Source organism: Parasedimentitalea huanghaiensis (assembly GCF_009753675.1).
GTDB classification, from domain to species: domain Bacteria; phylum Pseudomonadota; class Alphaproteobacteria; order Rhodobacterales; family Rhodobacteraceae; genus Parasedimentitalea; species Parasedimentitalea huanghaiensis.
Genome location: NZ_WQLV01000001.1, coordinates 357,249 through 383,395 on the forward strand (window position 1 = coordinate 357,249; position 26,147 = coordinate 383,395).

General features: G+C 49.8%; 28 protein-coding genes and 1 pseudogene. 11 read left to right on the plus strand and 18 right to left on the minus strand.

Annotated elements, in window-relative coordinates; translation table 11 throughout:
- Positions 1-8: 8 nt before the first annotated feature.
- Genes GO984_RS01600 through GO984_RS01610 form a run of 3 tightly spaced genes read right to left on the minus strand, consistent with a single transcriptional unit; the run spans position 9 to position 2,067 of the window.
- Complete coding sequence (locus GO984_RS01600) at positions 9-1,169, minus strand: HD domain-containing protein (protein WP_167740182.1); 1,161 nt, start codon at positions 1,167-1,169, stop codon at positions 9-11.
- Positions 1,166-1,414, minus strand: a complete 249-nt coding sequence (locus GO984_RS01605) for a hypothetical protein (protein WP_157020828.1) — start codon at positions 1,412-1,414, stop codon at positions 1,166-1,168. Before GO984_RS01605 ends, GO984_RS01600 begins: the two co-directional genes overlap by 4 nt.
- The gene (locus GO984_RS01610) at positions 1,414-2,067 is read right to left on the minus strand and encodes an alpha/beta hydrolase (RefSeq protein ID WP_138163040.1); all 654 of its coding nucleotides are present in this window, start codon (positions 2,065-2,067) and stop codon (positions 1,414-1,416) included. The genes GO984_RS01605 and GO984_RS01610 overlap by 1 nt, the downstream gene beginning before the upstream one ends.
- Positions 2,068-2,258: 191 nt before the next feature.
- On the opposite strand from GO984_RS01610, the gene iscR reads away from it, so the two are divergent.
- The 8 genes from iscR (at position 2,259) to GO984_RS01650 (ending at position 9,824) form a co-directional block, all read left to right on the plus strand.
- Positions 2,259-2,720 carry a Fe-S cluster assembly transcriptional regulator IscR gene (gene iscR, locus GO984_RS01615; RefSeq protein ID WP_157020829.1) on the plus strand — a complete coding sequence of 154 codons (462 nt, stop codon included), beginning with the start codon at positions 2,259-2,261 and terminating at the stop codon, positions 2,718-2,720.
- Positions 2,721-2,775: 55 nt separating this feature from the next.
- Entirely contained in the window at positions 2,776-3,819 is a 1,044-nt protein-coding gene (locus GO984_RS01620) for a cysteine desulfurase family protein (RefSeq protein WP_157020830.1), read from the plus strand.
- Between the two features lie 15 nt (positions 3,820-3,834).
- Complete coding sequence (gene sufB / locus GO984_RS01625) at positions 3,835-5,358, plus strand: Fe-S cluster assembly protein SufB (protein ID WP_157020831.1); 1,524 nt, start codon at positions 3,835-3,837, stop codon at positions 5,356-5,358.
- A 147-nt stretch (positions 5,359-5,505) separates the two neighbouring features.
- Positions 5,506-6,261, plus strand: a complete 756-nt coding sequence (gene sufC, locus GO984_RS01630; RefSeq protein WP_157020832.1) for a Fe-S cluster assembly ATPase SufC — start codon at positions 5,506-5,508, stop codon at positions 6,259-6,261.
- Complete coding sequence (gene sufD, locus GO984_RS01635) at positions 6,262-7,542, plus strand: Fe-S cluster assembly protein SufD (RefSeq protein ID WP_157020833.1); 1,281 nt, start codon at positions 6,262-6,264, stop codon at positions 7,540-7,542.
- Positions 7,542-8,027 (plus strand): YIP1 family protein, encoded by a 486-nt coding sequence (locus GO984_RS01640; RefSeq protein ID WP_157020834.1) that lies wholly within the window; start codon positions 7,542-7,544, stop codon positions 8,025-8,027. The genes sufD and GO984_RS01640 overlap by 1 nt, the downstream gene beginning before the upstream one ends.
- The gene (locus GO984_RS01645; protein WP_157020835.1) at positions 8,024-8,611 is read left to right on the plus strand and encodes a YIP1 family protein; all 588 of its coding nucleotides are present in this window, start codon (positions 8,024-8,026) and stop codon (positions 8,609-8,611) included. The genes GO984_RS01640 and GO984_RS01645 overlap by 4 nt, the downstream gene beginning before the upstream one ends.
- Positions 8,604-9,824 (plus strand): cysteine desulfurase, encoded by a 1,221-nt coding sequence (locus GO984_RS01650; RefSeq protein ID WP_157020836.1) that lies wholly within the window; start codon positions 8,604-8,606, stop codon positions 9,822-9,824. Before GO984_RS01645 ends, GO984_RS01650 begins: the two co-directional genes overlap by 8 nt.
- Positions 9,825-10,067: 243 nt before the next feature.
- Here the strand turns inward: GO984_RS01650 and GO984_RS01655 are convergent, their stop codons facing one another.
- The 3 genes from GO984_RS01655 to GO984_RS01665 all read right to left on the minus strand — a co-directional run bounded on the left by GO984_RS01655 (position 10,068) and on the right by GO984_RS01665 (position 13,284).
- The gene (locus GO984_RS01655) at positions 10,068-10,931 is read right to left on the minus strand and encodes an acyl-CoA thioesterase domain-containing protein (RefSeq protein WP_167740183.1); all 864 of its coding nucleotides are present in this window, start codon (positions 10,929-10,931) and stop codon (positions 10,068-10,070) included.
- A gap of 18 nt (positions 10,932-10,949) precedes the next feature.
- Complete coding sequence (locus GO984_RS01660) at positions 10,950-12,161, minus strand: serine hydrolase domain-containing protein (protein ID WP_157020837.1); 1,212 nt, start codon at positions 12,159-12,161, stop codon at positions 10,950-10,952.
- A 94-nt stretch (positions 12,162-12,255) separates the two neighbouring features.
- Complete coding sequence (locus tag GO984_RS01665; RefSeq protein WP_157021196.1) at positions 12,256-13,284, minus strand: phosphotransferase family protein; 1,029 nt, start codon at positions 13,282-13,284, stop codon at positions 12,256-12,258.
- A 471-nt stretch (positions 13,285-13,755) separates the two neighbouring features.
- Here GO984_RS01665 and aroQ point away from each other — a divergent pair, with 471 nt between their 5' ends.
- Both aroQ and GO984_RS01675 read left to right on the plus strand, forming a co-directional pair.
- Positions 13,756-14,205, plus strand: a complete 450-nt coding sequence (gene aroQ / locus GO984_RS01670; protein ID WP_157020838.1) for a type II 3-dehydroquinate dehydratase — start codon at positions 13,756-13,758, stop codon at positions 14,203-14,205.
- Positions 14,202-14,928 (plus strand): annotated as a pseudogene (locus GO984_RS01675) (helix-turn-helix transcriptional regulator). The gene aroQ and the pseudogene GO984_RS01675 overlap by 4 nt, the downstream one beginning before the upstream one ends.
- 407 nt (positions 14,929-15,335) lie before the next feature.
- Here the strand turns inward: GO984_RS01675 and tsf are convergent.
- The 5 genes from tsf to GO984_RS01700 all read right to left on the minus strand — a co-directional run bounded on the left by tsf (position 15,336) and on the right by GO984_RS01700 (position 19,126).
- Positions 15,336-16,211, minus strand: a complete 876-nt coding sequence (gene tsf, locus GO984_RS01680) for a translation elongation factor Ts (protein WP_157020839.1) — start codon at positions 16,209-16,211, stop codon at positions 15,336-15,338.
- A 78-nt stretch (positions 16,212-16,289) separates the two neighbouring features.
- Positions 16,290-17,057 (minus strand): 30S ribosomal protein S2, encoded by a 768-nt coding sequence (rpsB, locus tag GO984_RS01685; protein WP_157020840.1) that lies wholly within the window; start codon positions 17,055-17,057, stop codon positions 16,290-16,292.
- A gap of 172 nt (positions 17,058-17,229) precedes the next feature.
- Positions 17,230-18,075 (minus strand): lyso-ornithine lipid O-acyltransferase, encoded by an 846-nt coding sequence (gene olsA, locus GO984_RS01690; protein WP_157020841.1) that lies wholly within the window; start codon positions 18,073-18,075, stop codon positions 17,230-17,232.
- Positions 18,072-18,833 (minus strand): L-ornithine N(alpha)-acyltransferase, encoded by a 762-nt coding sequence (gene olsB, locus GO984_RS01695; protein ID WP_157020842.1) that lies wholly within the window; start codon positions 18,831-18,833, stop codon positions 18,072-18,074. The genes olsA and olsB overlap by 4 nt, the downstream gene beginning before the upstream one ends.
- 107 nt (positions 18,834-18,940) lie before the next feature.
- On the minus strand, positions 18,941-19,126 hold the full coding sequence (locus GO984_RS01700; protein ID WP_157020843.1) for a DUF3553 domain-containing protein: 186 nt from the start codon (positions 19,124-19,126) through the stop codon (positions 18,941-18,943).
- 29 nt (positions 19,127-19,155) lie between these two features.
- Here GO984_RS01700 and GO984_RS01705 point away from each other — a divergent pair, with 29 nt between their 5' ends.
- Complete coding sequence (locus tag GO984_RS01705) at positions 19,156-19,752, plus strand: histidine phosphotransferase family protein (RefSeq protein ID WP_157020844.1); 597 nt, start codon at positions 19,156-19,158, stop codon at positions 19,750-19,752.
- 54 nt (positions 19,753-19,806) lie between these two features.
- Here the strand turns inward: GO984_RS01705 and GO984_RS01710 are convergent, their stop codons facing one another.
- From GO984_RS01710 to GO984_RS01740, 7 genes are all read right to left on the minus strand, one after another.
- Entirely contained in the window at positions 19,807-21,072 is a 1,266-nt protein-coding gene (locus tag GO984_RS01710; protein WP_157021197.1) for a glutamate-5-semialdehyde dehydrogenase, read from the minus strand.
- Positions 21,073-21,143: 71 nt separating this feature from the next.
- Positions 21,144-22,250, minus strand: a complete 1,107-nt coding sequence (gene proB, locus GO984_RS01715; protein WP_157020845.1) for a glutamate 5-kinase — start codon at positions 22,248-22,250, stop codon at positions 21,144-21,146.
- On the minus strand, positions 22,238-23,272 hold the full coding sequence (obgE, locus tag GO984_RS01720) for a GTPase ObgE (RefSeq protein ID WP_157020846.1): 1,035 nt from the start codon (positions 23,270-23,272) through the stop codon (positions 22,238-22,240). The genes proB and obgE overlap by 13 nt, the downstream gene beginning before the upstream one ends.
- 128 nt (positions 23,273-23,400) lie before the next feature.
- A complete protein-coding gene (locus GO984_RS01725) occupies positions 23,401-23,937 on the minus strand; it encodes a GNAT family N-acetyltransferase (protein ID WP_157020847.1) in 537 nt (178 codons plus the stop codon).
- A gap of 157 nt (positions 23,938-24,094) precedes the next feature.
- A complete protein-coding gene (gene rpmA, locus GO984_RS01730) occupies positions 24,095-24,364 on the minus strand; it encodes a 50S ribosomal protein L27 (RefSeq protein WP_138165500.1) in 270 nt (89 codons plus the stop codon).
- 11 nt (positions 24,365-24,375) lie between these two features.
- The gene (locus GO984_RS01735) at positions 24,376-24,969 is read right to left on the minus strand and encodes a 50S ribosomal protein L21 (RefSeq protein WP_157020848.1); all 594 of its coding nucleotides are present in this window, start codon (positions 24,967-24,969) and stop codon (positions 24,376-24,378) included.
- 214 nt (positions 24,970-25,183) lie between these two features.
- Positions 25,184-26,035 carry a DUF2059 domain-containing protein gene (locus tag GO984_RS01740; protein WP_157020849.1) on the minus strand — a complete coding sequence of 284 codons (852 nt, stop codon included), beginning with the start codon at positions 26,033-26,035 and terminating at the stop codon, positions 25,184-25,186.
- Positions 26,036-26,147 lie beyond the last annotated feature (112 nt).

Consider the following 26,147-nt stretch of genomic DNA (forward strand, 5'->3'; position numbering starts at 1 on the left):
TGGAACTGCTAGTCGCGGTTTTGGCTCACAAACCAAGGTTCGATTTGGGAGCGCACAAAATCCCAAACTCTTGGCGCACCCAAATTGACCTTATCGCCGACACGAGAATCGACTTGAGCCAGAGACACCGAATATTCGATCCAGCTACCACCGCCATTTTTCAGATTCAAAAGAACAGGCTGAACTCTGTCGATAGATTTAGCATAGATTGCATCATTGCTTTGAGCGGCCTCGAATTCATGCCACAAAGCAGTGAATGACACCTTCTGCGCTTCAGGAAGCAATCCAAACAAGCGCTTTGCAGCGGCCTCTTCTTTGGCAGCCATCTCCGTATGATCGATGTCACCGTGAATAGGCGCATCTCCTGCATCAATCTCAACTAAATCATGCAAAAGAAGCATTTGCATCACTCGGTTAATGTCGATTTCAACAATTGAGTGCTCAGCCAATACCCACGCGTACAACATTATATGCCAGCTATGTTCCGCGGAATTCTCCCGGCGCGAACCGCTACCCAATAACGTGGCACGGTGAACGTGCTTCAATTGGTCTGCTTCATTTAAAAACGGCAACCGTGAAGTAAACGCTGTACAATCTAAGGTATTGGGCCGCCCCAATAACAACGAGGCATGGGCAAAGGCTGTGGGGAGATTCTGCTCTAGTGAAGCAGCGCGACCACCATCAATGTTGCCTTTAACTATCTCTAAATGTTCAGGAACTGGATCAATGCCATAGAGGGTTTGAAAAATTGGCTGACAACGGTCCAGTTGCTTGGCAAACATTGCATCAATGCTTTGGTTTGCCTCAAACTCGCGCCATAGATCTAACATTTCCAAGCCCAGATCATCGGGAAGGAGGCCAAACAAACGTTGCGCTGCTACTTCTTCGGCCTGCGCTACTTTTTGCCAGTCTGTAACTTGATGTATGGGGTGATCGCCTACATCAATTTCAACCAAGTCATGCAACAGCAGCATTTTGATGACACGTGAAATCTGCACCTCTGGGGCGGCAAGAGGGGCGAGAACGAGGGCGTAGAGCGCTAAATGCCAACTATGCTCTGCCGAGTTTTCACAGCGTGAACAATCAATAACTAGATTTGCGCGTACAACATTGCGGAGCTTGTCAGCTTCCTCAAGAAACTCAAACTGCGCAGCCAGCCGGTCTTTCACGATTTTGTCTTCGCGGCTGCTTCGGCTGCAACTTGAGCTTCGGAAATCTTGGAATTGAGGAACTTACGCGCAGTACGTTCAGCCAAACGCACACGGATTTCGGTTAGAAAGGCTTCTTCCAGTGTTTGTGAGGAAGCGGCCAATACGCCGCTTACCTCCATGAATAAACGGTCCTGACCAGTGGCATCCTGTACTTTCATAGTGTCGTCTGCCAGCTTTTCTGCGAGCCGTTCTAACGTACCCATCAGCGTGTGTTTTCTGTAAGTCTGCGCTTCACGTATTCGGACACGTTACCAATCATTGTGTCCATGTGAGGCTCCTGGAAAAAGTGGTCGGCCCCTGGGATTTCCTGATGGGTAATTGTGATACCTTTCTGCTCATGAAGTTTGTTCACAAGGTTAACGGTATCAGCAGGAGGTGCGACGCGGTCAGAGGTACCGTTGATGACCAGACCCGAGGACGGGCAGGGCGCAAGGAATGAAAAATCATACATATTCGCCGGCGGCGAAACTGATATGAAACCTGTAATTTCTGGGCGGCGCATCAACAGCTGCATGCCAATCCAAGAGCCGAAGGAAAAGCCCGCAACCCAGCAGTGTTTCGAGTTGTTGTTCATCGATTGCAGGTAATCGAGTGCCGAAGCTGCGTCAGACAGCTCTCCGACCCCTTGATCGTATTCACCTTGACTGCGCCCAACACCTCGAAAATTGAAGCGTAAAACAGTGAACCCCATATTGTAGAACGCATAGTGTAGATTATAGACCACCTTGTTGTTCATGGTGCCGCCGAATTGAGGATGCGGATGCAAGACGATGGCGATGGGGGCGTCTTTTTCTTTTTGTGGATGATAGCGGCCTTCAAGGCGGCCTTCGGGTCCGGGAAAAATGACCTCAGGCATGGGCGGTTGGATCCTACTCTGACTTTTGCGGGAAGTACCTGCAGGGTAAACTTGACGAATTCCCTAGGGCACCTTAGAACAGTTCTAAATACTGGCGCAAGCTAATGCATTGCACTGTGTCGCTGAGATACTCAACGATGTGGTGAAGGTCAATGTTTTCGCAAGGCTCAATCCGTTTGGAGACCATAAACATGAAGCTTTCGACAAAAGGACGCTATGCGATGGTGGCCTTGGCCGACATAGCGTTGCATTCAGAAGGCAATTTGGTTGTTCTTGGCGATATCGCCAAACGTCAGGATGTTTCACTTCCTTATCTGGAGCAGCTCTTTGTAAAACTTCGTCGGGCAGAACTAGTTTGCTCGGTGCGCGGGCCAGGTGGTGGCTATCGTTTGGCGAGACCTGCTTCGGAAATTAGAGTTGTCGACATATTGTCGGCAGTGGATGAAACTGTCGATGCTATGCATAAAGGAGCGGGTGCTTCTGGTGGTGCTTCCGGTAGTCGTGCACAGTCTTTAACCAACCGCTTGTGGGAAGGTTTAAGCGCACATGTCTATGTTTTTCTTCACCAAACCCGATTGTCGGATGTGATAGACAACGAATTGGCACCTTGCCCAGCTGTTCCTAGCTTGTTTTCGGTTGTTGACGCGGAATGAATGCTTCACAAGACAATTCTGTTGCTAGACGACACAGCTTGGAAAACATACATCCATGACTAGGATTTATCTGGATCATAACGCGACTACGCTCTTACGGCCCGAAGCGCGCGCTGCCATGATTGGAGCAATGGACGTTTGTGGAAATCCGTCTTCGGTACATGGTGAAGGCCGTGCTGCTAAAGCTTTGGTTGAGAACGCACGTGCTCAAGTTGCATCCGCCGTTGGTGCGGATGGCGCAGATATAGTATTCACCTCTGGTTCGACTGAAGGTGCCTCGTTGGCCTGTAGCGGGCGTGGCTTACAGGGCTCAGTAGTTGAACATGATGCTGTAAGAGCTTGGATAGATGAAGTTCTACCCGTTTCGACGGATGGAGTGGTTTCGGTCAAAGACCCTAAGAACTCGGTACTGCAGTTTGCCAATTCTGAAACTGGTATTTTGCAGAAATTGCCGCAAGGTCTTGCCGTGACCGACGCCACCCAGGCATTTGGAAAACTGCCGATTGCGTTTAACTGGATGGACGCCACTATGGCGCTGATTTCTGCTCATAAGCTAGGCGGTCCCAAAGGGGTTGGTGCAGTGGTATTGAAGCGAGGTACCGAACTAAAGACCCAAATAAAAGGAGGCGGGCAGGAGATGGGGCGACGGTCCGGTACCGAAAACGTAATCGGGATCGCTGGGTTTGGAGCTGCCGCTGAAGCCGCAAGTCGAGATTTAGAAAATGGTGTCTGGGAGCGGGTAGAGGGGCTGCGAAATCTTCTTGAACAGGCCCTTGCGGCTGGAACTAAAGATACTATTTTTGTCGGGAATTCTGCAAGGCGCCTGCCAAACACATCGTGTTTTGCGACGCCTGGTTGGAAAGGCGAGACACAGGTAATGCAAATGGACTTGGCCGGTTTTGCGATAAGCGCTGGTTCAGCCTGTTCTAGCGGAAAGGTACGTGCAAGCACAGTCCTGACCGCTATGGGATACGATGAGACAACTGCCCAGGGCGCCATAAGGCTGTCACTTGGCCCCGAAACATGCGAAAGCGACGTGCTGCGGTTTGCAGACACTTGGCTGGCAAAAGAGAAGATATTCCGCGCTCGGGTAGCGTGAGTCTAGGAGACTAAAATGGTTGCTTTGGATCAGACACAAGTAAAAGACGGCGTTGATCAAGAGACTGTCGATGCCGTTCGGGAAGTGGGCGGCGAATACAAATACGGCTGGGAAACCGAGATTGAAATGGAATACGCGCCTAAAGGTGTGTCGCCGGATATTGTCCGACTAATTTCGGAGAAGAATGAAGAGCCCGAATGGATGACAGAATGGCGTTTGCAAGCTTACGAACGCTGGCTTCAGAAAGAAGAACCAACCTGGGCCATGGTGAATTATCCGAAAATTGATTTTCAGGATATCTACTATTATGCCCGCCCAAAATCGATGGATGTCAAGCCAAAGTCACTTGAAGAGGTCGATCCTAAGCTCCTGGCTACATACGAAAAACTTGGAATCCCCTTGAGAGAGCAAATGATACTTGCCGGTGTTGAAGGCGCCGAAAAAGCCCCAGCAGAAGGGCGCAAAGTGGCCGTCGATGCGGTTTTTGACTCCGTGTCCATTGGCACGACCTTTAAAGACGAGTTGAAAGCCGCAGGGGTGATTTTCTGTTCCATTTCGGAAGCGATTAAAGACCATCCTGAACTTGTTAAAAAATACTTGGGAACCGTCGTCCCAGTAACTGATAACTATTACGCGACACTGAATTCAGCGGTGTTTTCTGATGGATCATTCGTCTACGTGCCGCCTGGTGTTCGGTGCCCCATGGAACTGTCTACGTATTTCCGTATCAACGCGGAAAACACTGGCCAGTTTGAGCGTACTTTGATCATCGCTGATAAGGGTTCATACGTCTCTTATCTAGAGGGTTGCACAGCACCTGCTCGTGATACGGCTCAATTGCATGCAGCTGTGGTTGAAATCATCGTCGAAGAAGACGCCGAAGTAAAATATTCCACAGTGCAGAACTGGTACCCAGGAGATGAAGACGGCAAGGGCGGAATTTACAATTTCGTGACCAAGAGAGCTGATTGCCGCGGTGACCGATCCAAAGTGATGTGGACACAAGTAGAAACAGGTTCGGCAGTGACCTGGAAATATCCATCTTGCATCCTACGCGGCGAGGAAAGCCAAGGAGAATTCTACTCGATCGCTATTGCAAACAACATGCAACAGGCTGACACTGGTACCAAAATGGTGCACCTCGGCAAAAACACAAAGTCACGTATCGTGTCGAAAGGGATCAGCGCTGGCAAAGCCCAAAATACTTATCGCGGCCTCGTGTCGATGCACAAGAAGGCTAAGGATGCGCGTAACTACACCCAATGTGATAGTCTGTTAATCGGCGACAAATGTGGTGCCCACACAGTACCCTACATTGAGGTCAAGAATAATTCTGCACGCGTTGAACATGAGGCAACAACTTCTAAAGTCGACGAAGACCAGCTTTTCTATTGCCGTTCTCGTGGAATGGACGAAGAAGAGGCGGTTGCATTGGTGGTAAATGGGTTCTGCAAAGATGTTTTGCAGGCCTTGCCGATGGAGTTTGCTATGGAAGCTCAACAGTTAGTGGCAATTTCTCTCGAAGGATCAGTGGGGTAACAACCTCTAACGGGGCAGTCTCATCTGAATTTGTCCTGGTCGGCATCTGCCATCAGGGAGTGATAGACGCCTTGGGGTTATTGGAGGACTAGCCAATGGCTTGGCCCGCCCCAGGGTAAGTTGAATGTTCGCGATAAGGAGCGAAAAATGTTGAATATCAATAACCTGCACGTCCAACTTGAAGAAGAAGATAAGCAGATCCTAAAAGGTGTGAACCTGACTGTTGAGCCTGGAAAAGTGCATGCAATTATGGGGCCGAATGGGTCTGGCAAGTCGACACTTTCTTACGTTTTGTCGGGCAAAGGCGGCTACGAAGTCACTGAAGGTTCAGCCACTCTGGATGGCCAGGACCTGTTGGAACAAGAAGCTGAAGAACGGGCAGCTGCTGGCCTGTTCTTAGCTTTCCAATATCCTGTTGAAATTCCGGGTGTTGGTAACATGACGTTTCTACGTACTGCAGTGAATGCCCAGCGAAAGGCGCGTGGTGAAGACGAATTGAGCGCAGCCGAGTTTTTAAAGGAAGTTCGCGCTCAAGCAAAATCTCTGAAAATCGACGCGGAGATGCTGAAGCGTCCTGTAAACGTTGGATTTTCGGGAGGTGAGAAAAAGCGCAACGAAATCCTTCAAATGGCGATGCTTCAGCCAAAGATGTGTATTCTGGATGAAACCGACTCTGGTCTGGACGTGGATGCGATGAAGTTGGTAGCCGAAGGCGTAAACGCATTGCGTAGTGAGAACCGAGGGTTTCTAGTTATCACACACTACCAACGTTTGTTGGATCACATCAAACCGGACGTAGTTCACATCATGGCCAACGGTCGCATTGTGAAAACAGGTGGCCCTGAGCTAGCGCTGGAAGTTGAAAACAACGGTTATGCCGACATTCTGGCAGAGGTGGAATAAATGGCACTGCCTGAACTGAACCAAACGGCCACTCAAGCACGCCTGTCGTCGCTTTCTCAACCCGAAGGTGGATGCCTTGCTGGTGCACGTCATGCGGCGCTGTCGCGCGTTCAGACAACAGGTTTGCCCGGCCGACGTGATGAGTATTGGAAGTATACGCAACCTGATACCTTGGTACAGGCTGTAGCACCGGAAGCCTCCGTTTTTCATCACGACGAAGAACCGATGTTTGGCGGTTTTGATCGTTTGAAAATTGTGTTCGTTGACGGTGTGTTTGACGAAAGTGCTTCGGATGATCTGGAACTGGAAGGTGTTCGAATTGACCGTATCTCGGACATTTCGAACCAAGACATACATTGGGCCAAAGACTTGTACGGTGTTCTTGAAGCGCGTGGGCAATCCCCCGTGGCTCGTCCGTTGGCTGCTTTAAACACCGCGTTTGCCCGCGAAGGTGTTGCAATCCACGTAACAGGTAAACCAAGTAAACCAATTAACCTGATCTACATGCACAAATCCGAAAAATCGGATGTAATGTTGCATCATGTGATACGGGTTGACCCTGGAGCCTCGGCTACGATCCTTGAAAACGGTCCAGCCGCCTCACGGTTTAACAAATGCACCGAAATCGATATCGCTGATGGCGCATCGTTGCATTTAATTTGCGCCCAAGGTCGAGACCACGAACGCCGCGCTGCAACTCATATGTTCGCCAGGTTGGGCAAGGAAACGACATTTAAGAGCTTTACCTTGACAGTTAACGGCGTGTTGACGCGCAATGAGACTGTCGTAGAGTTGTTGGGGGATAACGCTGTAGCCCACGTTTCTGGCGCTTGCGTCGGTGACGGTGATTTCCACCACGATGATACGGTTTTTGTGACGCATGATGCGGTCAATTGCGAAAGCCGACAAGTGTTCAAAAAGGTGCTTCGCAACGGCGCAACAGGGGTATTTCAGGGCAAAATTCTGGTTAAGAACAAGGCGCAAAAAACTGATGGATACCAGATCAGCCAAGCGTTGATGCTCGATGATGACAGCCAGTTTCTCGCAAAACCAGAATTGGAAATCTACGCTGATGATGTTGTTTGCTCACATGGCTCAACATCAGGAGCGATTGATGAAAATGCCCTGTTCTATCTTAGGTCTAGAGGCATTCCAAATGATGCGGCAACGGACTTGTTGACACTGGCCTTTCTTGGAGAGGCGGTCGATGAAATCGAAGATCAGGAGATTGCCACAGATATTGTTGAGCGCCTCGAAAACTGGTTGATCCGGCGGCGCTGATGTCGGTTATTGCTGATATTGCTGCCACATATAGAAGGCCGCGCCGCGTTGTGGCGCGTCTTTTGTTGAACGGAAAACGAGAAGACAGCGCATTGGCAATCCTGATGGGTAGCTGCATTTTTGCTTTTGTTTCTCAGATGCCAAATTTGGCGCGCAAGGCGCATTTGGACGGACAAGAGCTCAATATGTTGCTTGGCGGGGCGCTGTTTGGTTGGATATTTATAGCGCCACTGATGTTGTATACTGTTTCATGGCTGACGCATTTGGTGGCCCGCTTGATTGGCGGTGAAGGCGATAGTTTTGGGGCCAGAATCTCGCTGTTTTGGGCAATGTTATCAGCCAGCCCATTGATACTTCTTAACGGTCTAACAGCTGGGTTTATCGGACCCAGCCCAGCCCTGAACCTGGTTGGCATACTTTGGTTGGTGTTTTTTTTGTGGTTTTGGATTTCCGGTTTGTTCGTAGCGTACTGGAGCAAACAATGAACATACAGCTACAGTCTCTGGTGATGTTAACACTCACCGCACCAGACCAAGCTGCAGGTAAGATTCTAACCTTTGAATGGCCTAGGCAAGTCCTTTGGACTGGTCTCATATTGGCAATTGCCCTAAATTCAATGGTTTACTCTTTTCAGGAACTTATGTTTCCTCTCCCCAGTGATTTAGGCCTCCCTAAACTCTCGCCACTTACTTACTTCGGCGTAATGTTGGCCATTCAAGTGGTGTTCGTATGTGCGCTAGTTGTTATGGGACGTTGGCTAGGAGGGCAGGGTAGTCTTGAAAACCTTCTGGTCCTCGTTGTTTGGCTTCAACTGCTTCAGGTCGCTTTGCAGATCGTCATGACGCTGCTATTTCTTGTAGCCCCCTTGTTGGCAGGTCTCTTGAACCTTGCTGCAACGCTGTTTGGGCTATACATATTTGCAAATTTTATCAACGAAGCGCACCGGCTGGGTTCCCTGTGGCGAGCTTTTGGCGTTTTGTTGATGGCCAGCATTGCCATTGCATTAGTGCTGTCGTTTATTCTAGGCCTCGCAGGGCCTTCCTTACTAGGACTTTCTGCCAATGTTTGACGTGGACAAAATCCGTTCCGATTTCCCGATCCTCTCGCGAGAAGTGAATGGAAAACCCTTGGTCTATCTGGACAACGGTGCTTCAGCACAAAAGCCAAAAGTGGTTATTGATGCAATAACACGGGCCTACGCAGAGGAATATTCCAATGTACACCGGGGCTTACACTTCCTTTCTAACCTGGCAACAGAAAAGTACGAGGCGGTTCGACAAACCGTATCGCAGTTTTTGAATGCTGGTGACGAAAATACAATTGTTCTGAATTCGGGTACGACTGAGGGCATCAATCTCGTGGCCTATGGTTGGGCAATGCCTCATCTCGAGCCTGGCGATGAAATCGTATTAAGCGTCATGGAACATCATGCCAACATAGTTCCTTGGCACTTACTGCGCGAGCGTCAGGGAGTAGTGTTGAAGTGGGTTGATCTTGAAGCTGACGGCAGCTTGGACCCACAGGCCGTAATTGACGCAATCGGGCCCAAAACAAAACTGGTTGCAATTACTCAATGTTCCAACGTTTTGGGAACCGTTGTAGATGTAAAATCTATCACACAGGCCTCACAAGCGAAGGGCGTCCCAGTACTGGTGGATGGGTCTCAAGGGGCAGTTCATATGCCTGTGGACGTTCAGGACATAGGTTGCGACTTCTATGCGATCACAGGACACAAACTTTACGGACCATCTGGTTCAGGAGCCATTTACATACGACCTGAGAGAATGGCTCAAATGCGTCCATTCATAGGTGGCGGTGACATGATCAAAGAAGTTACCAAAGACCACGTTACCTATAATGACCCACCAATGAAATTCGAAGCTGGCACGCCAGGTATTGTCCAAACGATTGGTTTTGGTGTTGCGCTGGACTACATGATGAATTTGGGGATGGAGAACATCGCAGCGCACGAAGCAATGTTGCGCGACTATACCACTCGACGCTTTGCAGAATTGAATTGGCTGAAGGTTCAAGGGCAAGCGGTTGGCAAGGCTGCGATTTTCAGCTTCACAATGGAGGGCGCTGCTCATGCGCACGACATTTCGACTATCCTTGATAAGAAAGGTGTAGCGGTCCGGGCCGGACATCACTGTGCAGGTCCGTTGATGGAACATCTGGGTGTCTCAGCAACGTGTCGAGCATCGTTTGGACTATACAACACTAAGGCTGAAATTGATACGCTTATAGAAGCGCTTGATCTGGCACATGATTTGTTTGGTTGACCGGCTTTGTAGTTGGTTAGAGAACTGCAGCTAAACGCCGTGTAAGCAATTTCTACGAGCACGGTGCGGCAGCCAGACACCTAATTAGCCGCACCGTCTTTGGCATTTCTGGGCCAGAGAAATCATTGCGTTTTAACTCTCGGAAGGTCGCTCACAGCAAAACAGCTAAATTCATCGTATAATCGGTATTATGTCATATCGGTAAAGGATCATCTGAAGGTATTTGATACCGCACCTTCAACATTATGATCTCAATGGACGCATCAAACCTTCTTGCGCAACGCTGGCCACTAACTGACCGTCCTGAGTATAAATTGAACCACGATTGAATCCACGACCTCCGCCAGCAAACGGTGAATCCATTGAATACAAATGCCAGTTTTCAAAATGAACTGGTGCATGAAACCACATTGTATGATCCAGGCTCGCGGTCATAGCTTCAGGACGATACCAGGTTAACCCATGTGGCCGTAACGCAGATCCGAGTAAGCCAAAATCAGATGCATAGGCCATCAAAATGTGCTGCAGTTGCGGATTAGCTCCTTTGGCTGCTTCCATTCGTATCCACATGTGGTTGATATCGCTGGTCTCCACAGGATTAAGTGGATCGCGCGGATCAACTTCTCGAATTTCGAACGGACGCTCGCGTGTGAATTCAGTTCTTTGGCTCGATTCTATACGATGTGCGTGCTGGCTGTGCTGCTCAGCCCTGGAAACCAATTGATCAGGTTCAGGAACGTTCGGTATAGAATGCTGATGCTGCCAACCACTTTCTGAAATGTGAAACGAAGCAGCAAGGTTCAAAATCTGCTTACCATTCTGCATAGCGACGACACGCCTGGTCGTAAAACTACCACCATCTCGGGATGGATCTACTTCATAGATCACTGGCAATGACGGATCACCAGCCCGAATGAAGTAGGCATGAAGCGAATGACATAGCCTGTCTGGTACAGTGGCATAAGCTGCTGCCAATGCCTGCGCAATGACTTGTCCCCCGTAGATACGGGTTGGCGTCTCTCCGCCCGATCCAATACCTCGATACAGATTTCGATCTAGCCGTTCTAAGTCAAGCAAGTTGAGTAAGATCAGTGCAGCATCAGTCACTTACAGCTCTCCCTTAATTCAATCTAAGATGGCCGCATGGACCAGCGCTTTCAATTCGGCTCGCGCAGGATACGAACTTGAAGGCGACAACTGAGTAAAGAACACAACGGAAAGGTCCAGTTTTTGGTCAACCCAAAAGAACGTTGAAGCCATTCCTCCCCAACCAAAGTCACCAATCGATCCAGCACAGCGCGTACGTCTTGGATCCAAAACAACGGATCCCCCCAAACCAAATCCCATGCCTTCCATCGGTTGTTCGGCGAAGCTTTTAGGACCCAATGAAGCGATGTCACCTGCCAAATGGTTGTTCAACATGAAGTCAACTGTTTGAGGCGCAAGAATTTGCAAATCCTGATGTTTGCCGCGGCAACGTAACATTTCAGCAAACCGCATATAGTCATCAATGGATCCTGTTAGGCCGCCTCCCCCCGACATCATTTCAGCTGCCAGAAATGGCGAGTTATCATAGCTATCTATCAAACGAAGGCTTTCACTGCCCTTTTGGGCCGCAGTCAAAGCCATGGCCTCACCCTCGAGTGGTGTATACAGTGATGCAAACCGATTTCCGGCCCCGTTAACAACTGAAAAGCCTGTTTCGGTCATTCCCAGGGGGGTGAAAATTTCTTCATCGAAGAATTTGGCTAACGTGCGTCCGGAAATAACTTCAATAACGCGCCCAATAATATCTATGCCGATGGAGTATTCCCATCTCACCCCAGGCTGGAATGCAAGTGGATAACTGGCGGCGTCTGCTGCCAGGTCAACAAGTTTCCCCTGATCTGCTTTAAAAACTAAATCGCCTTTTGCCATCGCGTCTCCCAGTACACCTGGGTTGAAGGGATAGCTCAGCCCACTGGTATGGGTCAGCAATTGGTGGAGCGTTGGCGAACAGCTAGGTTCAGTTTGATCAATCGATGCCGCACCTGGTACCAAGGCCGTCATTCGGCCAAATTCCGGAATAAAATCTGAAACAAGTGCATCCAAATGAACTAATCCACGTTCAACCAACATCATCATTGCAACCGAAGTTACGGGTTTGGACATTGAATATATCCGGACCAAGGTGTCGCGGTCGAACGCAAGGTTTTCTTGGATATTGCGTAGCCCTACAGCGTTGAAAAGAACTTCACGCCCAGCCCGTTGGATCAGAACAGAGCTACCAGAAAACTTTCGTTGATCTACATAACGTTGCTGCCATTCTTTTAAGTATTTGAGGCGCGCTTGATCCATCGAAGGGCCTTTTCTATTTGGGTCGAGTTGTCGTTTTGTTGGCACTATTTAGTGCAAATTATCGCCCTATAAAAGTGATCCCTCTAACTCCGGGCTACTTTACAAGAGTTTCCAGACCTTTTTGGGCAAAAACAGGCACAAACTCTCCCAATTTCTGAGCATGACCAGGATTAGACGCGTTGCCCTCTACTGCCCGTTTGAGCACTCCCTGGAGGATAGCCGCCATCCGAAAAAAACTGAATGCTAGATAAAATTTGAAGTTTTCAATCACTTTCAACCCTCGGTATTCGCAATAGGTATCAATGAACTGCTGATCAGTAGGCAACCCAAGTTCTTTTCGGTCAACACCGGCTAGTCCACGACCCTCCTGCCCCGGCGGCATTTGCCACTGCATGATCACTGCGGCCAAATCAGCATACGGATGGCCGATCGTTGACAGTTCCCAATCTAGCAACGCTTGGCAACTGGTACCATTGTGCTGAAAAATCATATTGTCGATGCGATAGTCGCCATGAACTAGACTACGTTGCCCGTCATCTGCTGGCATTTGTGTTTGCAGCAATGACATCAATTGGTCCATCGCAACAATAGGTTGCGTTTGGGTGAGAAGGTACTGCTTGGACCAGCGTGCCAATTGCCTTTCAAAATAGTTTCCTGAGGGGCCATAGTCCGACAGCCCAACTAGATCGATATCTACTTTGTGGAGTTCAGCCAAAATCCTGGCCATCTCATTGATCACCAACCTTCGACTGTCATGATCTAGCTTTGTAAGTGTTGGTTCTACAAAATTCCGTCCGTTAACATGGTCCATAATATAGAAAGATGAGCCGATGACGGCGTTGTCCTCACATAAGTGCAACATGGTAGCGACCGGTACATTGGTCTCTGAAAGTGCTTTTTGAACACGAAACTCGCGTTCCACCGCGTGGGCCGATTTCAACAGAACCCCGGTTGGTTTTCGTCTAAGAACATAGTTTCGGGAAGGGGTGTTGAGTAAGAAAGTTGGGTTTGACTGGCCTGTTTCGAATTTTTTTGCGTCCAATGGTCCTTTGAATTCACGCAGATGCAGACGCAAGTATTTTTCGACAGCCGCCAGGTCCAGTACTTGGCTGCTTTTGTCCATTTTGAGCTCCCGTTTGTACTGCTTCAGGTAAATGTTCAGCTGAAAATGCAACAGATTTTCATATCGGTTACGCCACGGATGAACTAGGATATGCGACTTAGCTAACCCCTGCTCAGATTTGCAATTACCATTTGGGTTGACAATGTATGAACTGGCACAGGACCTGACGTAAGCTAGCCACAGAGGCCATGCATTTTAGAGTATATAGAAATTCGTATCCGCTCATAGATCCACAGTTTAACATTTGCACACAAAAACACTCTCTTCCAGCTCTGTGGTTCTACTTTTAGCTGCATGACCTCCGTTGCAGCGTACACTGAACTGATCCGTCATGAAGAGATGATGTTTGCATAATTGCCCCAATTCACAATTTAATTGGATATTTCCAACCAGTTTTTCCACAACCCTTTCACCATATTTAGATGGATGCCATAATACCTGTATTATCAGTTGGCTAAGGAAGCGAGCGCAATGTCCAATATTTTGGTTTTGAATGGCCCCAACCTTAACCTCCTCGGAACGCGACAACCCGATGTCTATGGTCGGGAAACCCTCTCCATGATTGAAGCAGACTGCATTAAATATGGTGGAACCCGAGGGGCTCTTATCAGCTGCCTGCAATCAAACCATGAAGGTGCATTAATCGATGCGATACATGCAGCTAAGTCTGGCCAACAGGGTATTGTTCTGAATGCTGGTGCATATACACATACATCGATTGCATTGATGGATGCGATTGCCTCGGTGGAACTACCATGTGTAGAGGTACATTTGTCGAACATACATGCGCGTGAAGAGTTTCGACATGTATCATATATTTCAAAGGTAGCCATTGGTCAGATTTGTGGATTTGGTTCCCGAGGCTACATAATGGGAATTGACGCACTTCTCGCACATTTGGACATGTGTGACGACAAATGAAACTTACCGAGTATCTGCATTTTGTATCCGGCTGCCGCAGCTTAGAAGAGCTATGGGTCGGTCATGTCGAACAGATGGCACAATACGGTCTGGATCGGCTCATCTATGGATACACTCGATATAAGACTGAAACATCACTTGGCGACCCTGATGACTTTGTCATTTTGTCGAATCATTCCAGCGAATACCTAAATGGCTTTATGCATACAGGTCTCTACTTTCATGCACCTATGACACGATGGGCCTTAGGTACATGAACAAATGGCCAAACAGGAACTCAGTGCTGAAGGTCAAAAGGTCATCGAGTTTAATGTTGGTCAAGGAATGACTGCTGGATACACCATTAGTTTCCATTCGATTTCTAGACGCTTTAAAGGGGCAATTTCGCTTGCTGCAAAACGGGGCGTTAGCCAAGATCAAGTGGATGAAATGTGGGAATTGCATGGGGAAGACATTGTTCTAATTAACAATATTACCCACCTAAAAATTTTGTCCCTGCCCTACTCTCCTCCCAATAGAGGCCTGACCAAACGCCAACGAGAGGCGCTGCAATGGGTCGGCGATGGAAAAACGACCCAAGATATCGCACTTCTAATGGGTCTGACTACTGCTACGGTGGAGAAGCATCTTCGGCTAGCACGTGACGCCCTCAGCGTGGAGACAACAGCCCAGGCTGTGCTAAAAGCCGCCTTACAAAATCAAATGTTCGTTATGGAAGCCTAGCGCGCAAAACGTCCAAGTTTTTCGCCGTAACTATCTGTTGCCTAAGCTTTCTTTGGGTTTGAAAAGGTAAGGTATTCACTACTTACCCTTTAGCGAGAATCGTTGCATTCTCCGGTTGTTCCGTGAGTGGAGGCTTTAGCCTAAGGGACATGCGGTCAGAGGGGTTCTTATTTTGAACTGTCCTCATCCGTATCTCAAATTTGGTGTGTATTTTCACACCAATTAGGGAGTCCTGAGAGGACCTTCCATCCCCATCTAGAGGGGCCTTTCAAATATAGAACGGAGTCGCATTTTGCGGCTCCGTTTTTTTTTGGGCTCTTCAATATGTAATAAAATGACCCGCACCAGGACGGCGCGGGTCAATGTAACTGCGATGATGGCACGCACTTGATACGCGCAGAAAGAAGTTAGCCCTGTGAAACCTTGGCAACTTCGGCCGCAAAGTCTTCTTTTACAACTTCGATTCCTTCGCCTACTTCAAGGCGAATAAACCCGGTGATTGTTGCACCTGCTTCTTTTGCAGCGGATTCAACTGTCAGGTCAGGATTTACCACAAAGGACTGGTTCAGCAAAGTCGACTCGCCGATGAACTTCTTCATCCGGCCTACGATCATTTTTTCAATCACGGCTTCTGGCTTGCCGGATTCGCGCGCGATGTCCATCTGGACCTGCTTTTCCTTTTCAACAACCGAAGCGTCCAAATCAGCTTCGCTCAGCGCAGCTGGGTTGACAGCAGCGATGTGCATCGCAATCTGCTTGCCCAAGGCTTCGTCGCCACCAGTAAGTGCAACCAGAACGCCGATTTTACCCATGCCTGCAGTGACCGAGTTATGTACGTAAGACACAACAACGTCGCCCTCAAGCGTGGACATACGACGTACCGACATGTTCTCACCAATGGTAGCAACCTTAGCGGTTACAACATCGGCAACAGTCTTGCCTCCCATGTCCGCTGCATTCAGAGCATCAACATCAGCCACGCCCAAAGCAACCTTGGCGATGCCGCCAACCATTTCCTGGAATTCGGCGTTCTTACCAACAAAGTCGGTTTCAGAGTTAACCTCGACAGCCACACCTTTGTTGCCATCGACTGCAACTGCAACCAAGCCTTCAGCGGCGGTACGGCCGGATTTTTTGGCAGCTTTAGCCAAACCTTTGGTGCGAAGCCAATCCACTGCGGCCTCCATGTCACCATTGGTTTCAGTCAGGGCTTTTTTCGAGTCCATCATGCCTGCGCCGGTGGTGTCGCGCAGTTCTTTCACGAGTGCTGCTGTGATTGCCATGTTTTGGCTCTCCTCAAATCAAAACGGAATTGGGGCAGGTCATACCCTGCCCCATGTACTAAATCTGTGACAGTCGGATTAAGCTTCAGCGCCTTCAGCCGGAACTTCTTCAACCAGCGCCTCTTCGAACTCGCCCAGATCTACGCCAGCGGCGCCCAGCTGAGTGGACATACCTTCCAGAGCTGCGCGGGCTGCCAGATCACAGTACAGCGAAATAGCGCGCGATGCGTCATCGTTACCTGGGATGATGTAATCAACGCCATCAGGCGAACAGTTGGTGTCGACGATTGCAACAACTGGGATTCCCAGTTTGTTGGCTTCGGCGATAGCCAGTGCTTCCTTTTTAACATCGATAACGAACAGCAAATCAGGCACACCGCCCATTTCGCTGATACCGCCGAGCGAAGCTTGCAGTTTACCGTGGTCACGCTCCATGCCGAGGCGTTCTTTTTTGGTCAGACCATCAAAGCCGACTTCCATCTTCTCATCGATGTCTTTCAGGCGCTTGATCGACTGGGAAACGGTTTTCCAGTTGGTCAATGTGCCACCCAACCAACGGTGGTTCATGAAATACTGAGCAGATTTCTCAGCAGCTTCTGCGATTGGTGTCGCGGCCTGACGCTTGGTGCCGACGAACAGAACCCGGCCACCCTTGGCAACGGTGTCGTGGATAACCTGCAGAGCCTGGTCCAGCATTGGAACAGTCTGGGTCAGATCCATGATGTGGATGCCGTTGCGTGCGCCGTAGATATACGGACCCATGCGTGGGTTCCAGCGCTGTGTCTGGTGGCCAAAGTGTACGCCTGCTTCAAGAAGCTGACGAAGAGTGAACTCAGGAAGAGCCATATTCGTATTACCTTTCCGGTTTATTCCTCGGCGGGGGTCTTAGAGCAGATGCTCCAACCGGCGGTCTGTTAGGGATGTCTCCCCCAATCAGGCCAAACCCCGCCTGCGGGTTTGAATGCCGCGCGTATAGATCACTGTAGAAACTGGTGCAAGCGCAAATAGCCTGAGATCGCTATTCATTCGACAAGTTTCGTTTAAGGGCTTTGGCATGACTTTCATGAACTTTTGCCTCGCAATAGGCCGCTAGGGATTTACGATTGTTGAAGTCCGAAACACGGACTGGGGGAAGATAGATCAACTCGACAGCTCCCTGGCGCAGGATCGAGAGCGTTTTGATTAGGTGCGGACCAAAATCCATATCTCCCCACCAACCATAGAACCTGGCCGGTTCACCCCTTGGCGGGTGGTAGATTACGGTGACTGGTTGAACAAACATAAAATCGCGCAGTTTTTCACTAAAGAACGCCGCAAAGAGAGTTGTTTTAAATGGCAAAACACGAAGTCCATCTGTCGACGTCCCTTCTGGGAAAAACAGCAACTTGTGATCCGCTTTGAGACGCTGTTCAAACAAATTGGTCTGCTCGACCGCTTTTTTGGGATTGCGTTCAATAAACACGGTCCCTGTTGCCCGCGCCAGCCAGCCAATACCTGGCCACTTTGCCACCTCTGCCTTGGACACAAAATAGATACGCTTTCTGGCATTGAGTGCAAAAATATCCAACCAAGATGAATGATTGGCAACAACGGCCCCACGCTCCCGCATCAATGTTCCCGTGCTGTAAAACCCGATTCCAAGTACGCGGAATGCGTTTCGGCAAACAAATTGCGTTATGTATGGGGTTGCGGGTCGCTTCTGACCAAAAAGCGGGCGTTCAATCAGTCTGAGTAGTAAAAGAACAAATAGACCACCAAAAACGAGAGCGGCGAGCGCTATTCCACGGACAAAAACTAACCCCCACCCCAGTCCTGTTACATGGACTGGGTCCGGATCTGAACTGCTTTGCCAACTAACACTCATGATCTCTTTCTTTCGCTCGCGTAAATACGTTTTTGACCGTCAGTCATCCGAGCGGAATCAAGAATCAAACACACGTCGGTAGTGTTGAACTTATGATCAACAAAAGCGCCATCTCCGACGCATCCTCCCAAACGCAGGTAGGCCTTTATCAACGCCGGGGTTTCAACCATCGCTCTTCGGCGGTCCAATCCGTCCCGTGCAATCAGGTCCATAGATTGATAGGCCTTTGCTTTCGCTCTCAAAGTATCTGGCGCCAAATGGTTGTGGTGCAACATCGACAGAGGATGGGCCAATTTTTGCAGATTGGTCCCATGAAAGCTGGCTACCCCAAACAAAATTTCGATGCCGTGGAGCGTCACATAATCAGCCAAACCGGCCCACAAATGGTAAATGGCTGTACCGCCGCGAAAATCGGGATGTAAGCAGGAACGCCCTAGCTCCAACAGCTTACGGCCACTATTTCTGAGTAAAGATAAATCAAATTCGTCTTCAGAATAAAACTGGCCAGCCTGAGATGCCTGATCTTCTCGAAGTAACCGGTAAACACCCACGACAGCTTCGCTAGCATTGTCTATCAACAGCATGTGATCGAAGAAAGGATCAAAACGGTCACGTTCAAGTTGGTCATGATGGTCAACCAAGTCGCCATTTCCACCCAATTCTTGGATAAACACTTGGTAACGTAGGGCTTGAGCTGCCATCAGTTCGTCTTTGGTTTCGGCCATCTTAACGGTGAACGATGGTGCATCAACAAGCATAATTTGGAATTGCCACTTTTTGGGGTTGCGCGCAGGTAGCCTGTTTTGCGATGAACTAGCAAGTTTTTAGGCAAAATTTGCGGAAACTGTTAACTTTTCGTCAACGGTTATGACGGATCAAACACAGGTGAAAGGGCAACACGGGAGCCATCGATTACCAGCTTGCCCTGATCACGAAAATTTACGGTAATTTTGCCGCCGATATTGGACTGCACTTGCCCTAAACCCCATTCGGGATGATTGGGGTGCCGGACAAACATACCCGGCGCTAAAATTGCGTTGAGGTCACTCATCAAGGATTGGCCTAATTCGGAGGAAAGACATGAGTGTGAATAGCGTCAATTTGGCAGCTTTGATAGGGTCACGGATCTGTCACGATTTGATCAGCCCAATCGGCGCCATTAATAATGGGCTTGAACTGCTTGGAATGTCAGGAGATCTTGGTGGTCCCGAACTTGAACTGATCTCCGATAGTGTAGGTAACGCAAATGCTAGAATTCGATTTTTTCGAGTGGCATATGGTGCCGCTGGCGATCAGCAATTAGGTCGTGTTGAATGCGTTTCGATTCTGGAAGACATGTGTAAGGGTGCGCGGCTTCAATATAGCTGGTCACCACTAGAACCTTGCAACCGTCGGGAAGTCCGCCTTGCATTCCTAGCCCTGCAATGCCTAGAGACCGCAATGCCTTATGGCGGATCTGCAAAGGTGTTTTGCGCAGATGGAAAGTGGACTGTGATTGGCGAAGCTGAAAAAATAAACGTGGACGATGACCTCTGGGCGCGGATTAGTGGCGGGCAATCGAGCACCACGGTGACCCCATCACTGGTACAATTTGCCCTGCTGCCTGAGGTCGCTAAAGAAATCGGCCGAACTGTCAGGGTTGAGCAAAGCCTTGATAAGATAACGATCAACTTCTAACGTTTGCCAAAAAAAACAAGGAGTGTCAGGAAAACAGACTGACACTCCATAGTTCTAGTTCCGGATAGTACCATTCCCGCGCACAAGGTACTTAAAGCTGGTCAACTGCGCTGCTCCAACGGGGCCGCGTGCGTGCATCTTGCCTGTGGCAATCCCAATTTCAGCCCCCATTCCAAACTCGCCCCCATCAGCAAACTGGGTGGAGGCATTATGCATCAGAATTGCACTATCAAGACGAGCAAAGAATTCATTTGCCGCATCCAAGTCCTCTGTCACGATACAATCAGTGTGCTGAGAATGATGTTTTTGTATGTGGTCAATGGCGTCTTCCAAGCCATCAACACGTTTGGCAGCAATTATAAGATCTAGATATTCGCAGCCCCAATCCTTGTCGGAAGCTATCTTCATGCCCTGAGGGCCCGGAAGGTCCTGTTCAGCACGTATTTCAACATCAAGCGATGAAAGTGCCGACAGAATATCTCTGCCCAAGGTGTCCGCTATATCTTTGTGGATCAACAGACATTCGGCTGCCCCGCATATGCCCGTCCGACGGGTTTTAGCGTTTACAACGATATCAATCGCTTTTTGCGGATCTGCCTTTTTATCAATGTAAATGTGTACGATTCCCTCAAGGTGAGCAAACACTGGGACACGTGCTTCTCGCTGGACCAACCCAACAAGACCCTTGCCGCCGCGCGGGACAATCACATCGATATAGTTGGTCATGGTCAGCATCTGCTGAACAGCAGATCGATCACGTGTGGGCACCAGTTGGATGGCATCCTCCGGCAGACCCGCCGCAGAAAGCCCTGCCACAAGACATGCATGGATTGCTAAGCTCGAGTTAAAACTTTCCGAACCACCACGTAAAATTACCGCATTGCCGGCTTTCAAACAGAGTGCCCCTGCATCAGCTGTTACATTAGGTCGGCTTTCGTAGATGACCCCAATCACCCCCAATGGCGTTCGTACCCGCTGAATATTCAATCCAGTAGGTTGGTCCCAGTCTTCGAGCACCTGTCCCACTGGGTCAGGCTGATTAGCAACAGCGCGCAGCCCATCAACGATACCTTGGATGCGTGGTTCGTCCAGCATCAACCGATCCATCATTGCATCGGACAGACCTTTGTCGCGTCCGTACTCCAGATCCAGTGCATTGGCCGCAATGATGTTGCTACGACGTGCCCAGACAAAGTCGGCTGCGCTGATAAGCGCAGTCCGCTTTTGTTCTCCGGTTGCCGTGGCCAGTACTTGCGACGCAGCTTTCGCGCGGGCACCCAAATCTGCCATCACTGCGGGTATGTTATCTATGTCTTTCATCATTTTCGGCCTTTTCCCAAATGGGTGTCAGAGATAATTTTCTGACCGAGTTTTTTTAGCAAAGAAAAGTGTCAGAGCGCCATATCATCACGGTGGATAAGCGCTGCACGACCTGGGTAGCCAAGGATAGCTTCGATCTGATGTGTCTGACACCCAATTATTGCGCGGGTTTCAGTATCAGTATACCGGCTAAGGCCCTGCCCCAACTTATGTCCTTCCGGGCTTACAATGGCCAGCGGCTCACCGCGGCCAAATGTGCCCTCCACATGTGTAATACCTGCCGGCAAAAGGCTCTTTCCGCTTCTCAGAGCCCGATCGGCACCTTGATCCACGGAAATTTCGCCGCGTGGTTTCATTGCAGCGATCCACCGCTTACGCGCAGCCTGGGGATCAGTCTGTGCTGAAAACCAAGTGGAGTTAGCTCCGTCATAAAGCCTTTTCAATGGGTTATGGTGAAAACCTTCTGTGATTACCATGGCGCAACCAGCTGCTGTTGATACCTTGGCGGCAAGAAGTTTGGTGATCATACCACCTTTTGACAGTCCAGAAACGCCGTCGCCGGCCATCGCTTCAATCTCTGGGGTGATTTTATCTATCAACTCATACCGGGTCGCGCTGGAGTCGAGTGATGGGTTTGCACTGTAAAACCCGTCGACATCTGACAGCAAGATCAAACAATCCGCCCCTACAGTTACAGCCACCTGAGCTGCAAGACGATCGTTATCACCATAACGAATTTCATCTGTGGCAATCGTGTCGTTTTCATTGACGATTGGCACCACGCCCAAACTCAGCAATGTCTCCAATGTGGCACGCGAATTCAAATATCGACGACGGTTTTCGCTGTCTTCCAGTGTTACCAAAACCTGGGCAGTCTTGATGTTATAGGGAAACAAAGCTTGTTCGTAAGCTCTTGCCAGACGGATCTGACCAACAGCTGCCGCTGCCTGCGATTGCTCCAACGCAAGATCGGCCTGTGGCAACTCCAGTACGCCGCATCCCAATGCGATAGATCCTGAAGAGACAAGAATAACATCCTTGCCTAACCCCTTGAGCCAAGCCACATCAGCAGCAAGTGAGTGCAGCCACTCAGCTCGCAACTCACTTTTTTTCCGATCAACCAACAAGGCTGACCCGATTTTGACGACGACGCGATTAGAGGAGACTAGGGTTGCCAAGTCTCCGCCTCCTTAGCGGGCTGTTGCCGGATACGGTCGGCTTCAATTTCAGCTCGTACAGCGCGAAGCACTTCAGGCATACCTTCACGGCTGACACCGGACATCAGCAACACGGGCCCGCCTACTGCAGCTTCCAATTCGGCCTTTGCTTCGGCGCGTTCATCATCGTCCAAAGAATCAACTTTATTCAAGGCGGTAATCCGCGCTTTGCTAGCGAGCGCGCCACCATACGCCTCCAGCTCACCGATTATGGTATTGTAGTCTTCGGCAATGCTAACTGAGGTACCATCAACAAGGTGTAAAAGAACCGAGCAGCGTTCAACATGGCCTAGAAAACGATCGCCGATGCCACGTCCTTCATGTGCTCCAGCAATCAGACCAGGGATATCGGCAATGACAAACTCAGCGTTATCAATGCCTACCACGCCAAGATTCGGGTGAAGTGTCGTGAAAGGGTAGTCTGCAATTTTTGGGCGGGCATTGGAGCTGGCGGCAAGAAAGGTCGACTTTCCGGCGTTGGGTAACCCCAAAAGGCCGGCATCTGCGATCAGTTTAAGCTTCAGCCAGATTGTCCGCTCAACGCCTTCCTGTCCCGGATTAGCACGACGTGGTGCCTGGTTTGTCGCGCTTTTGAAGTGCAAGTTACCAAAGCCGCCGTTGCCACCTTTTGCCAATTGGATACGCTGGCCAACTTCGGTCAGATCCGCAATAACGGTTTCCTGATCCTCGTCCAAGATTTCAGTGCCAACCGGCACCCGCAGGATAATGTCATCACCGTCTTTACCTGTGCGCTGTTGGCCCATACCGCTTTGACCACTTTTGGCAAAGAAGTGTTGTTGGTAGCGAAAATCAATTAGTGTATTCAGCCCATCGACGACCTCGACCCAAACAGTCCCTCCTTTGCCTCCATCGCCGCCATTGGGACCACCATATTCAGCATTCTTCTCGCGCCGAAAGCTAATACAGCCATTGCCGCCGCCACCGGACCGGATATAGACCTTTGCCAGATCGAGGAATTTCATGACTGCTCCTTTTCGTCTGGAGCAAATGGTTGCCCCAAACGTGATAGTATCAAGTGATCCAAAGCAGGGAAATGTTTCGCCCAGCCTCGCTTAACGCCTGCCTTACCGCATCATAGGCGGTACGCCAATCACAGTTTTCTGCTGTAGGTCCAAGTTGGCACTGCGGAATTGCGTGAAACAGAAAAAGTTTCTGCATCACCCAGATACTCAAAGCCACAATGGGTCAACACCTTCGCTGAAGCCGGGTTGTCCTGAAAAACTGAGGCAAACATCGCAGCGTTGGTTAGCGGATTTGCATCGACCAGGGCTTTCAAAGCTTCTGATGCAAGTCCCGTGTTCCAGAACACCGGCGCGATCCAAAACCCCGCTTCCGACTGGTTGCGATCCATTCGCTTTAAACCAATCACACCCTTTAGCTCTGCGCCGCCATCCCGGGTGCCGTCGATCGCCCAGATATCCTCGTCTCGTTCATTGGCCAACGCGCGCTCGATGTAGGCCTCTGTTGCACCTGGCGGCAGTGGGTGAGGAATAGAACTGGTCATTCGGGCGACACGCTCGTCACTGCTATACTGCAATAGCAGCCCTGCATCCGACTTTCTTAGCGGACGTAAAACAAACCGCTCAGACTCGATGAACGGCTGTATAGATGTTTGATCCAGGCTCATTTAGATGTTCCTCATCCAATCGGTACTAGTTGAACGGACAACAGCGTCCAAAAGCGTCAGGCGAAAACGGTCTCAAATCGCGCCATATGCCAAAAACAGAAAGAGGGACCGGCTTATCACCGATCCCCCAAATTTTTGTTAACCTTGTGGGTTCGGTTTATTCAGCGGCCTCCGCCACTGGCAGAACCGAAATAAAGGTGCGGCCTTTCAGGCCTTTGTGGAAGGTAACAGCGCCTTCGGATGTTGCAAAGATTGTGTGATCTTTGCCCATGCCTACGCCTTCGCCCGGCCAAAACTTGGTGCCGCGCTGACGAACGATGATGTTACCAGAGATGGCCGCTTGGCCACCATACAGTTTCACGCCAAGGCGGCGACCAGCTGAGTCGCGGCCGTTACGGGAGGAACCACCAGCTTTTTTATGTGCCATTCTGTCTCTCCTTAGCCTTTAGCCAAATCTTTGGCTTGCTCAACCCACTCGGGCTTCACTTTGATTGCATCGATAGCAGCAATATCATCTGCAGACAATGCAGCAACCTGAGCAAAGCTTGTCAGACCAGCTGCTTCCAGTTTCTTGGCGGCGGCAGGGCCTACACCAGTCAACTGAGTCAGATCGTCAGAACCAGCAGCAGGAGCTTTTGCTTTAGCAGCCGGAGCAGCTTTGGTAGCAGCTGGTGCATCACCTTTACCGGTGGCAATTTTAACACCAGATTTGTCAGCGCCCGAAGCCAGAATCTCAGTGATCTTGACGAGGGTCAGCTTTTGACGGTGACCTTTGGTACGCTTCGAAGAGTGCTTACGACGGCGCTTGACGAAGTGGATCAGCTTTTCGCCTTTGATTTGATCGACAACTTCTGCCTGAACAGCAGCGCCTTCAACAAAGGGTGCACCCACAACCGGAGCGTCGCCGCCCAGCATCAGGATGTCGTTGAACTGAATTGTTTCGCCAGCATCTGCAGCCAATTTTTCAACGCGGAGGATATCGCCCGCTTGAACTTTGTACTGCTTGCCGCCAGTCTTGAGGACCGCAAACATGCGTCTTTCCTTTTTCAACCGCGTTCTGTGGTCCCCTGGTCGGGCGTTTCGGCCTAAGCCACCTCGAACGGCGCGTCCCTTTGGGGACGGATTACGTAATGAACCCGGCACAGAGATTCCGGGCCGGGATGCGGGCTTATGCGGCAGTTGTCATTTGCTGTCAAGCACCTCACCAAAAGGAAAGTCATTTCCAACGTAAACATGTCGTTCACGGTCAGATATCCTGTCCATTTCCGAGTTCAAGCAATCGAGATGCCAATAGTTCAAACCTATTCGCGGTAATTTCGTACTGCACCGCATTGAGAAGCTCATATACCGTTTGCATCAATGGCTCTTCTAGAGCTTCAACATAGTCAAGCAGTTCATCATCAGTGAAACTCTGATAAGTATAGGCCGATCCAGCAAGAGCGGAGCTTTGCAATGCCAGACGCATGTCACCTTCTTGCTCCTTCATCAATGCACGCAGCCCCTCCTCATCCAGATCTAATTCAATAACTCCGGCATCTCTGGCCGCCATTAGAAACCGAAGCTGGATCTGTTGTACGGCTTTAACCCCTGTACCAGCGGCATCGATCGCCGCGCCCATGCGCTTTAGTGTCTCCAATCGTTCGGATCCTTCGCGAACCAGATCAGAGATGATACGACGTCCAGCACTTTGAATAACGTCATCTTCCTCCACTAAGTGTGACGCGTTTTCAACGGCTACCAAACGTTGCCCCAAATCGCTCGCATAAAACTCAGCAGCATGTTGGAGCGCATCTTCATCTAGTGTTTCGGTTAGAATTTGCAGCGCCAGATCATGCATCACATCGGTATCGAAGACCTGTTGGGATAGCCTCCCCCAGGAGGCACCAAACTCACCAGGTTCTAGTCCCAACATGTCTGGTGCGCTGCTCGCGGAAAGAGCGATGCTGTCCAATGCAACATCAAAACCAGTCACTTCCAGGAAAGCTTCAATCTGATTTCGCTCTGCGGCTTTCGCGCTTGAGCCTGTAAATAACGACACGAAAACAACCGCTAACAAGCCGTGCATCATGAAGGCGGGAAAAGAAGTGATTTTTTTCATACAACAACACCTAGACGGTTCAATTCTGCTGACAATGAAAAACCGACTTTCTTGACTTAACTGTGAAAACACTCTTGCGCCGCTTCGACAACATCCTTAAACGCTGCCTCAC

What these genes read in the sequence shown, in the direction of transcription:
- GO984_RS01645 (WP_157020835.1), top strand. Translation starts at nt 8,024, where the DNA reads ATGAACATACAGCTACAGTCTCTGGTGATGTTAACACTCACCGCACCA.
- GO984_RS01660 (WP_157020837.1), bottom strand. Translation starts at nt 12,161, where the DNA reads ATGGATCAAGCGCGCCTCAAATACTTAAAAGAATGGCAGCAACGTTAT.
- GO984_RS01740 (WP_157020849.1), bottom strand. Translation starts at nt 26,035, where the DNA reads ATGAAAAAAATCACTTCTTTTCCCGCCTTCATGATGCACGGCTTGTTA.
- olsA (WP_157020841.1), bottom strand. Translation starts at nt 18,075, where the DNA reads ATGAGTGTTAGTTGGCAAAGCAGTTCAGATCCGGACCCAGTCCATGTA.
- GO984_RS01610 (WP_138163040.1), bottom strand. Translation starts at nt 2,067, where the DNA reads ATGCCTGAGGTCATTTTTCCCGGACCCGAAGGCCGCCTTGAAGGCCGC.
- GO984_RS01725 (WP_157020847.1), bottom strand. Translation starts at nt 23,937, where the DNA reads ATGAGCCTGGATCAAACATCTATACAGCCGTTCATCGAGTCTGAGCGG.
- rpsB (WP_157020840.1), bottom strand. Translation starts at nt 17,057, where the DNA reads ATGGCTCTTCCTGAGTTCACTCTTCGTCAGCTTCTTGAAGCAGGCGTA.
- GO984_RS01665 (WP_157021196.1), bottom strand. Translation starts at nt 13,284, where the DNA reads ATGGACAAAAGCAGCCAAGTACTGGACCTGGCGGCTGTCGAAAAATAC.
- GO984_RS01700 (WP_157020843.1), bottom strand. Translation starts at nt 19,126, where the DNA reads ATGAGTGACCTCAACGCAATTTTAGCGCCGGGTATGTTTGTCCGGCAC.
- sufC (WP_157020832.1), top strand. Translation starts at nt 5,506, where the DNA reads ATGTTGAATATCAATAACCTGCACGTCCAACTTGAAGAAGAAGATAAG.
- obgE (WP_157020846.1), bottom strand. Translation starts at nt 23,272, where the DNA reads ATGAAATTCCTCGATCTGGCAAAGGTCTATATCCGGTCCGGTGGCGGC.
- olsB (WP_157020842.1), bottom strand. Translation starts at nt 18,833, where the DNA reads ATGCTTGTTGATGCACCATCGTTCACCGTTAAGATGGCCGAAACCAAA.
- aroQ (WP_157020838.1), top strand. Translation starts at nt 13,756, where the DNA reads ATGTCCAATATTTTGGTTTTGAATGGCCCCAACCTTAACCTCCTCGGA.
- GO984_RS01640 (WP_157020834.1), top strand. Translation starts at nt 7,542, where the DNA reads ATGTCGGTTATTGCTGATATTGCTGCCACATATAGAAGGCCGCGCCGC.
- sufD (WP_157020833.1), top strand. Translation starts at nt 6,262, where the DNA reads ATGGCACTGCCTGAACTGAACCAAACGGCCACTCAAGCACGCCTGTCG.
- GO984_RS01605 (WP_157020828.1), bottom strand. Translation starts at nt 1,414, where the DNA reads ATGGGTACGTTAGAACGGCTCGCAGAAAAGCTGGCAGACGACACTATG.
- iscR (WP_157020829.1), top strand. Translation starts at nt 2,259, where the DNA reads ATGAAGCTTTCGACAAAAGGACGCTATGCGATGGTGGCCTTGGCCGAC.
- GO984_RS01620 (WP_157020830.1), top strand. Translation starts at nt 2,776, where the DNA reads ATGACTAGGATTTATCTGGATCATAACGCGACTACGCTCTTACGGCCC.
- sufB (WP_157020831.1), top strand. Translation starts at nt 3,835, where the DNA reads ATGGTTGCTTTGGATCAGACACAAGTAAAAGACGGCGTTGATCAAGAG.
- tsf (WP_157020839.1), bottom strand. Translation starts at nt 16,211, where the DNA reads ATGGCAATCACAGCAGCACTCGTGAAAGAACTGCGCGACACCACCGGC.
- rpmA (WP_138165500.1), bottom strand. Translation starts at nt 24,364, where the DNA reads ATGGCACATAAAAAAGCTGGTGGTTCCTCCCGTAACGGCCGCGACTCA.
- GO984_RS01705 (WP_157020844.1), top strand. Translation starts at nt 19,156, where the DNA reads ATGAGTGTGAATAGCGTCAATTTGGCAGCTTTGATAGGGTCACGGATC.
- GO984_RS01735 (WP_157020848.1), bottom strand. Translation starts at nt 24,969, where the DNA reads ATGTTTGCGGTCCTCAAGACTGGCGGCAAGCAGTACAAAGTTCAAGCG.
- GO984_RS01650 (WP_157020836.1), top strand. Translation starts at nt 8,604, where the DNA reads ATGTTTGACGTGGACAAAATCCGTTCCGATTTCCCGATCCTCTCGCGA.
- GO984_RS01710 (WP_157021197.1), bottom strand. Translation starts at nt 21,072, where the DNA reads ATGAAAGACATAGATAACATACCCGCAGTGATGGCAGATTTGGGTGCC.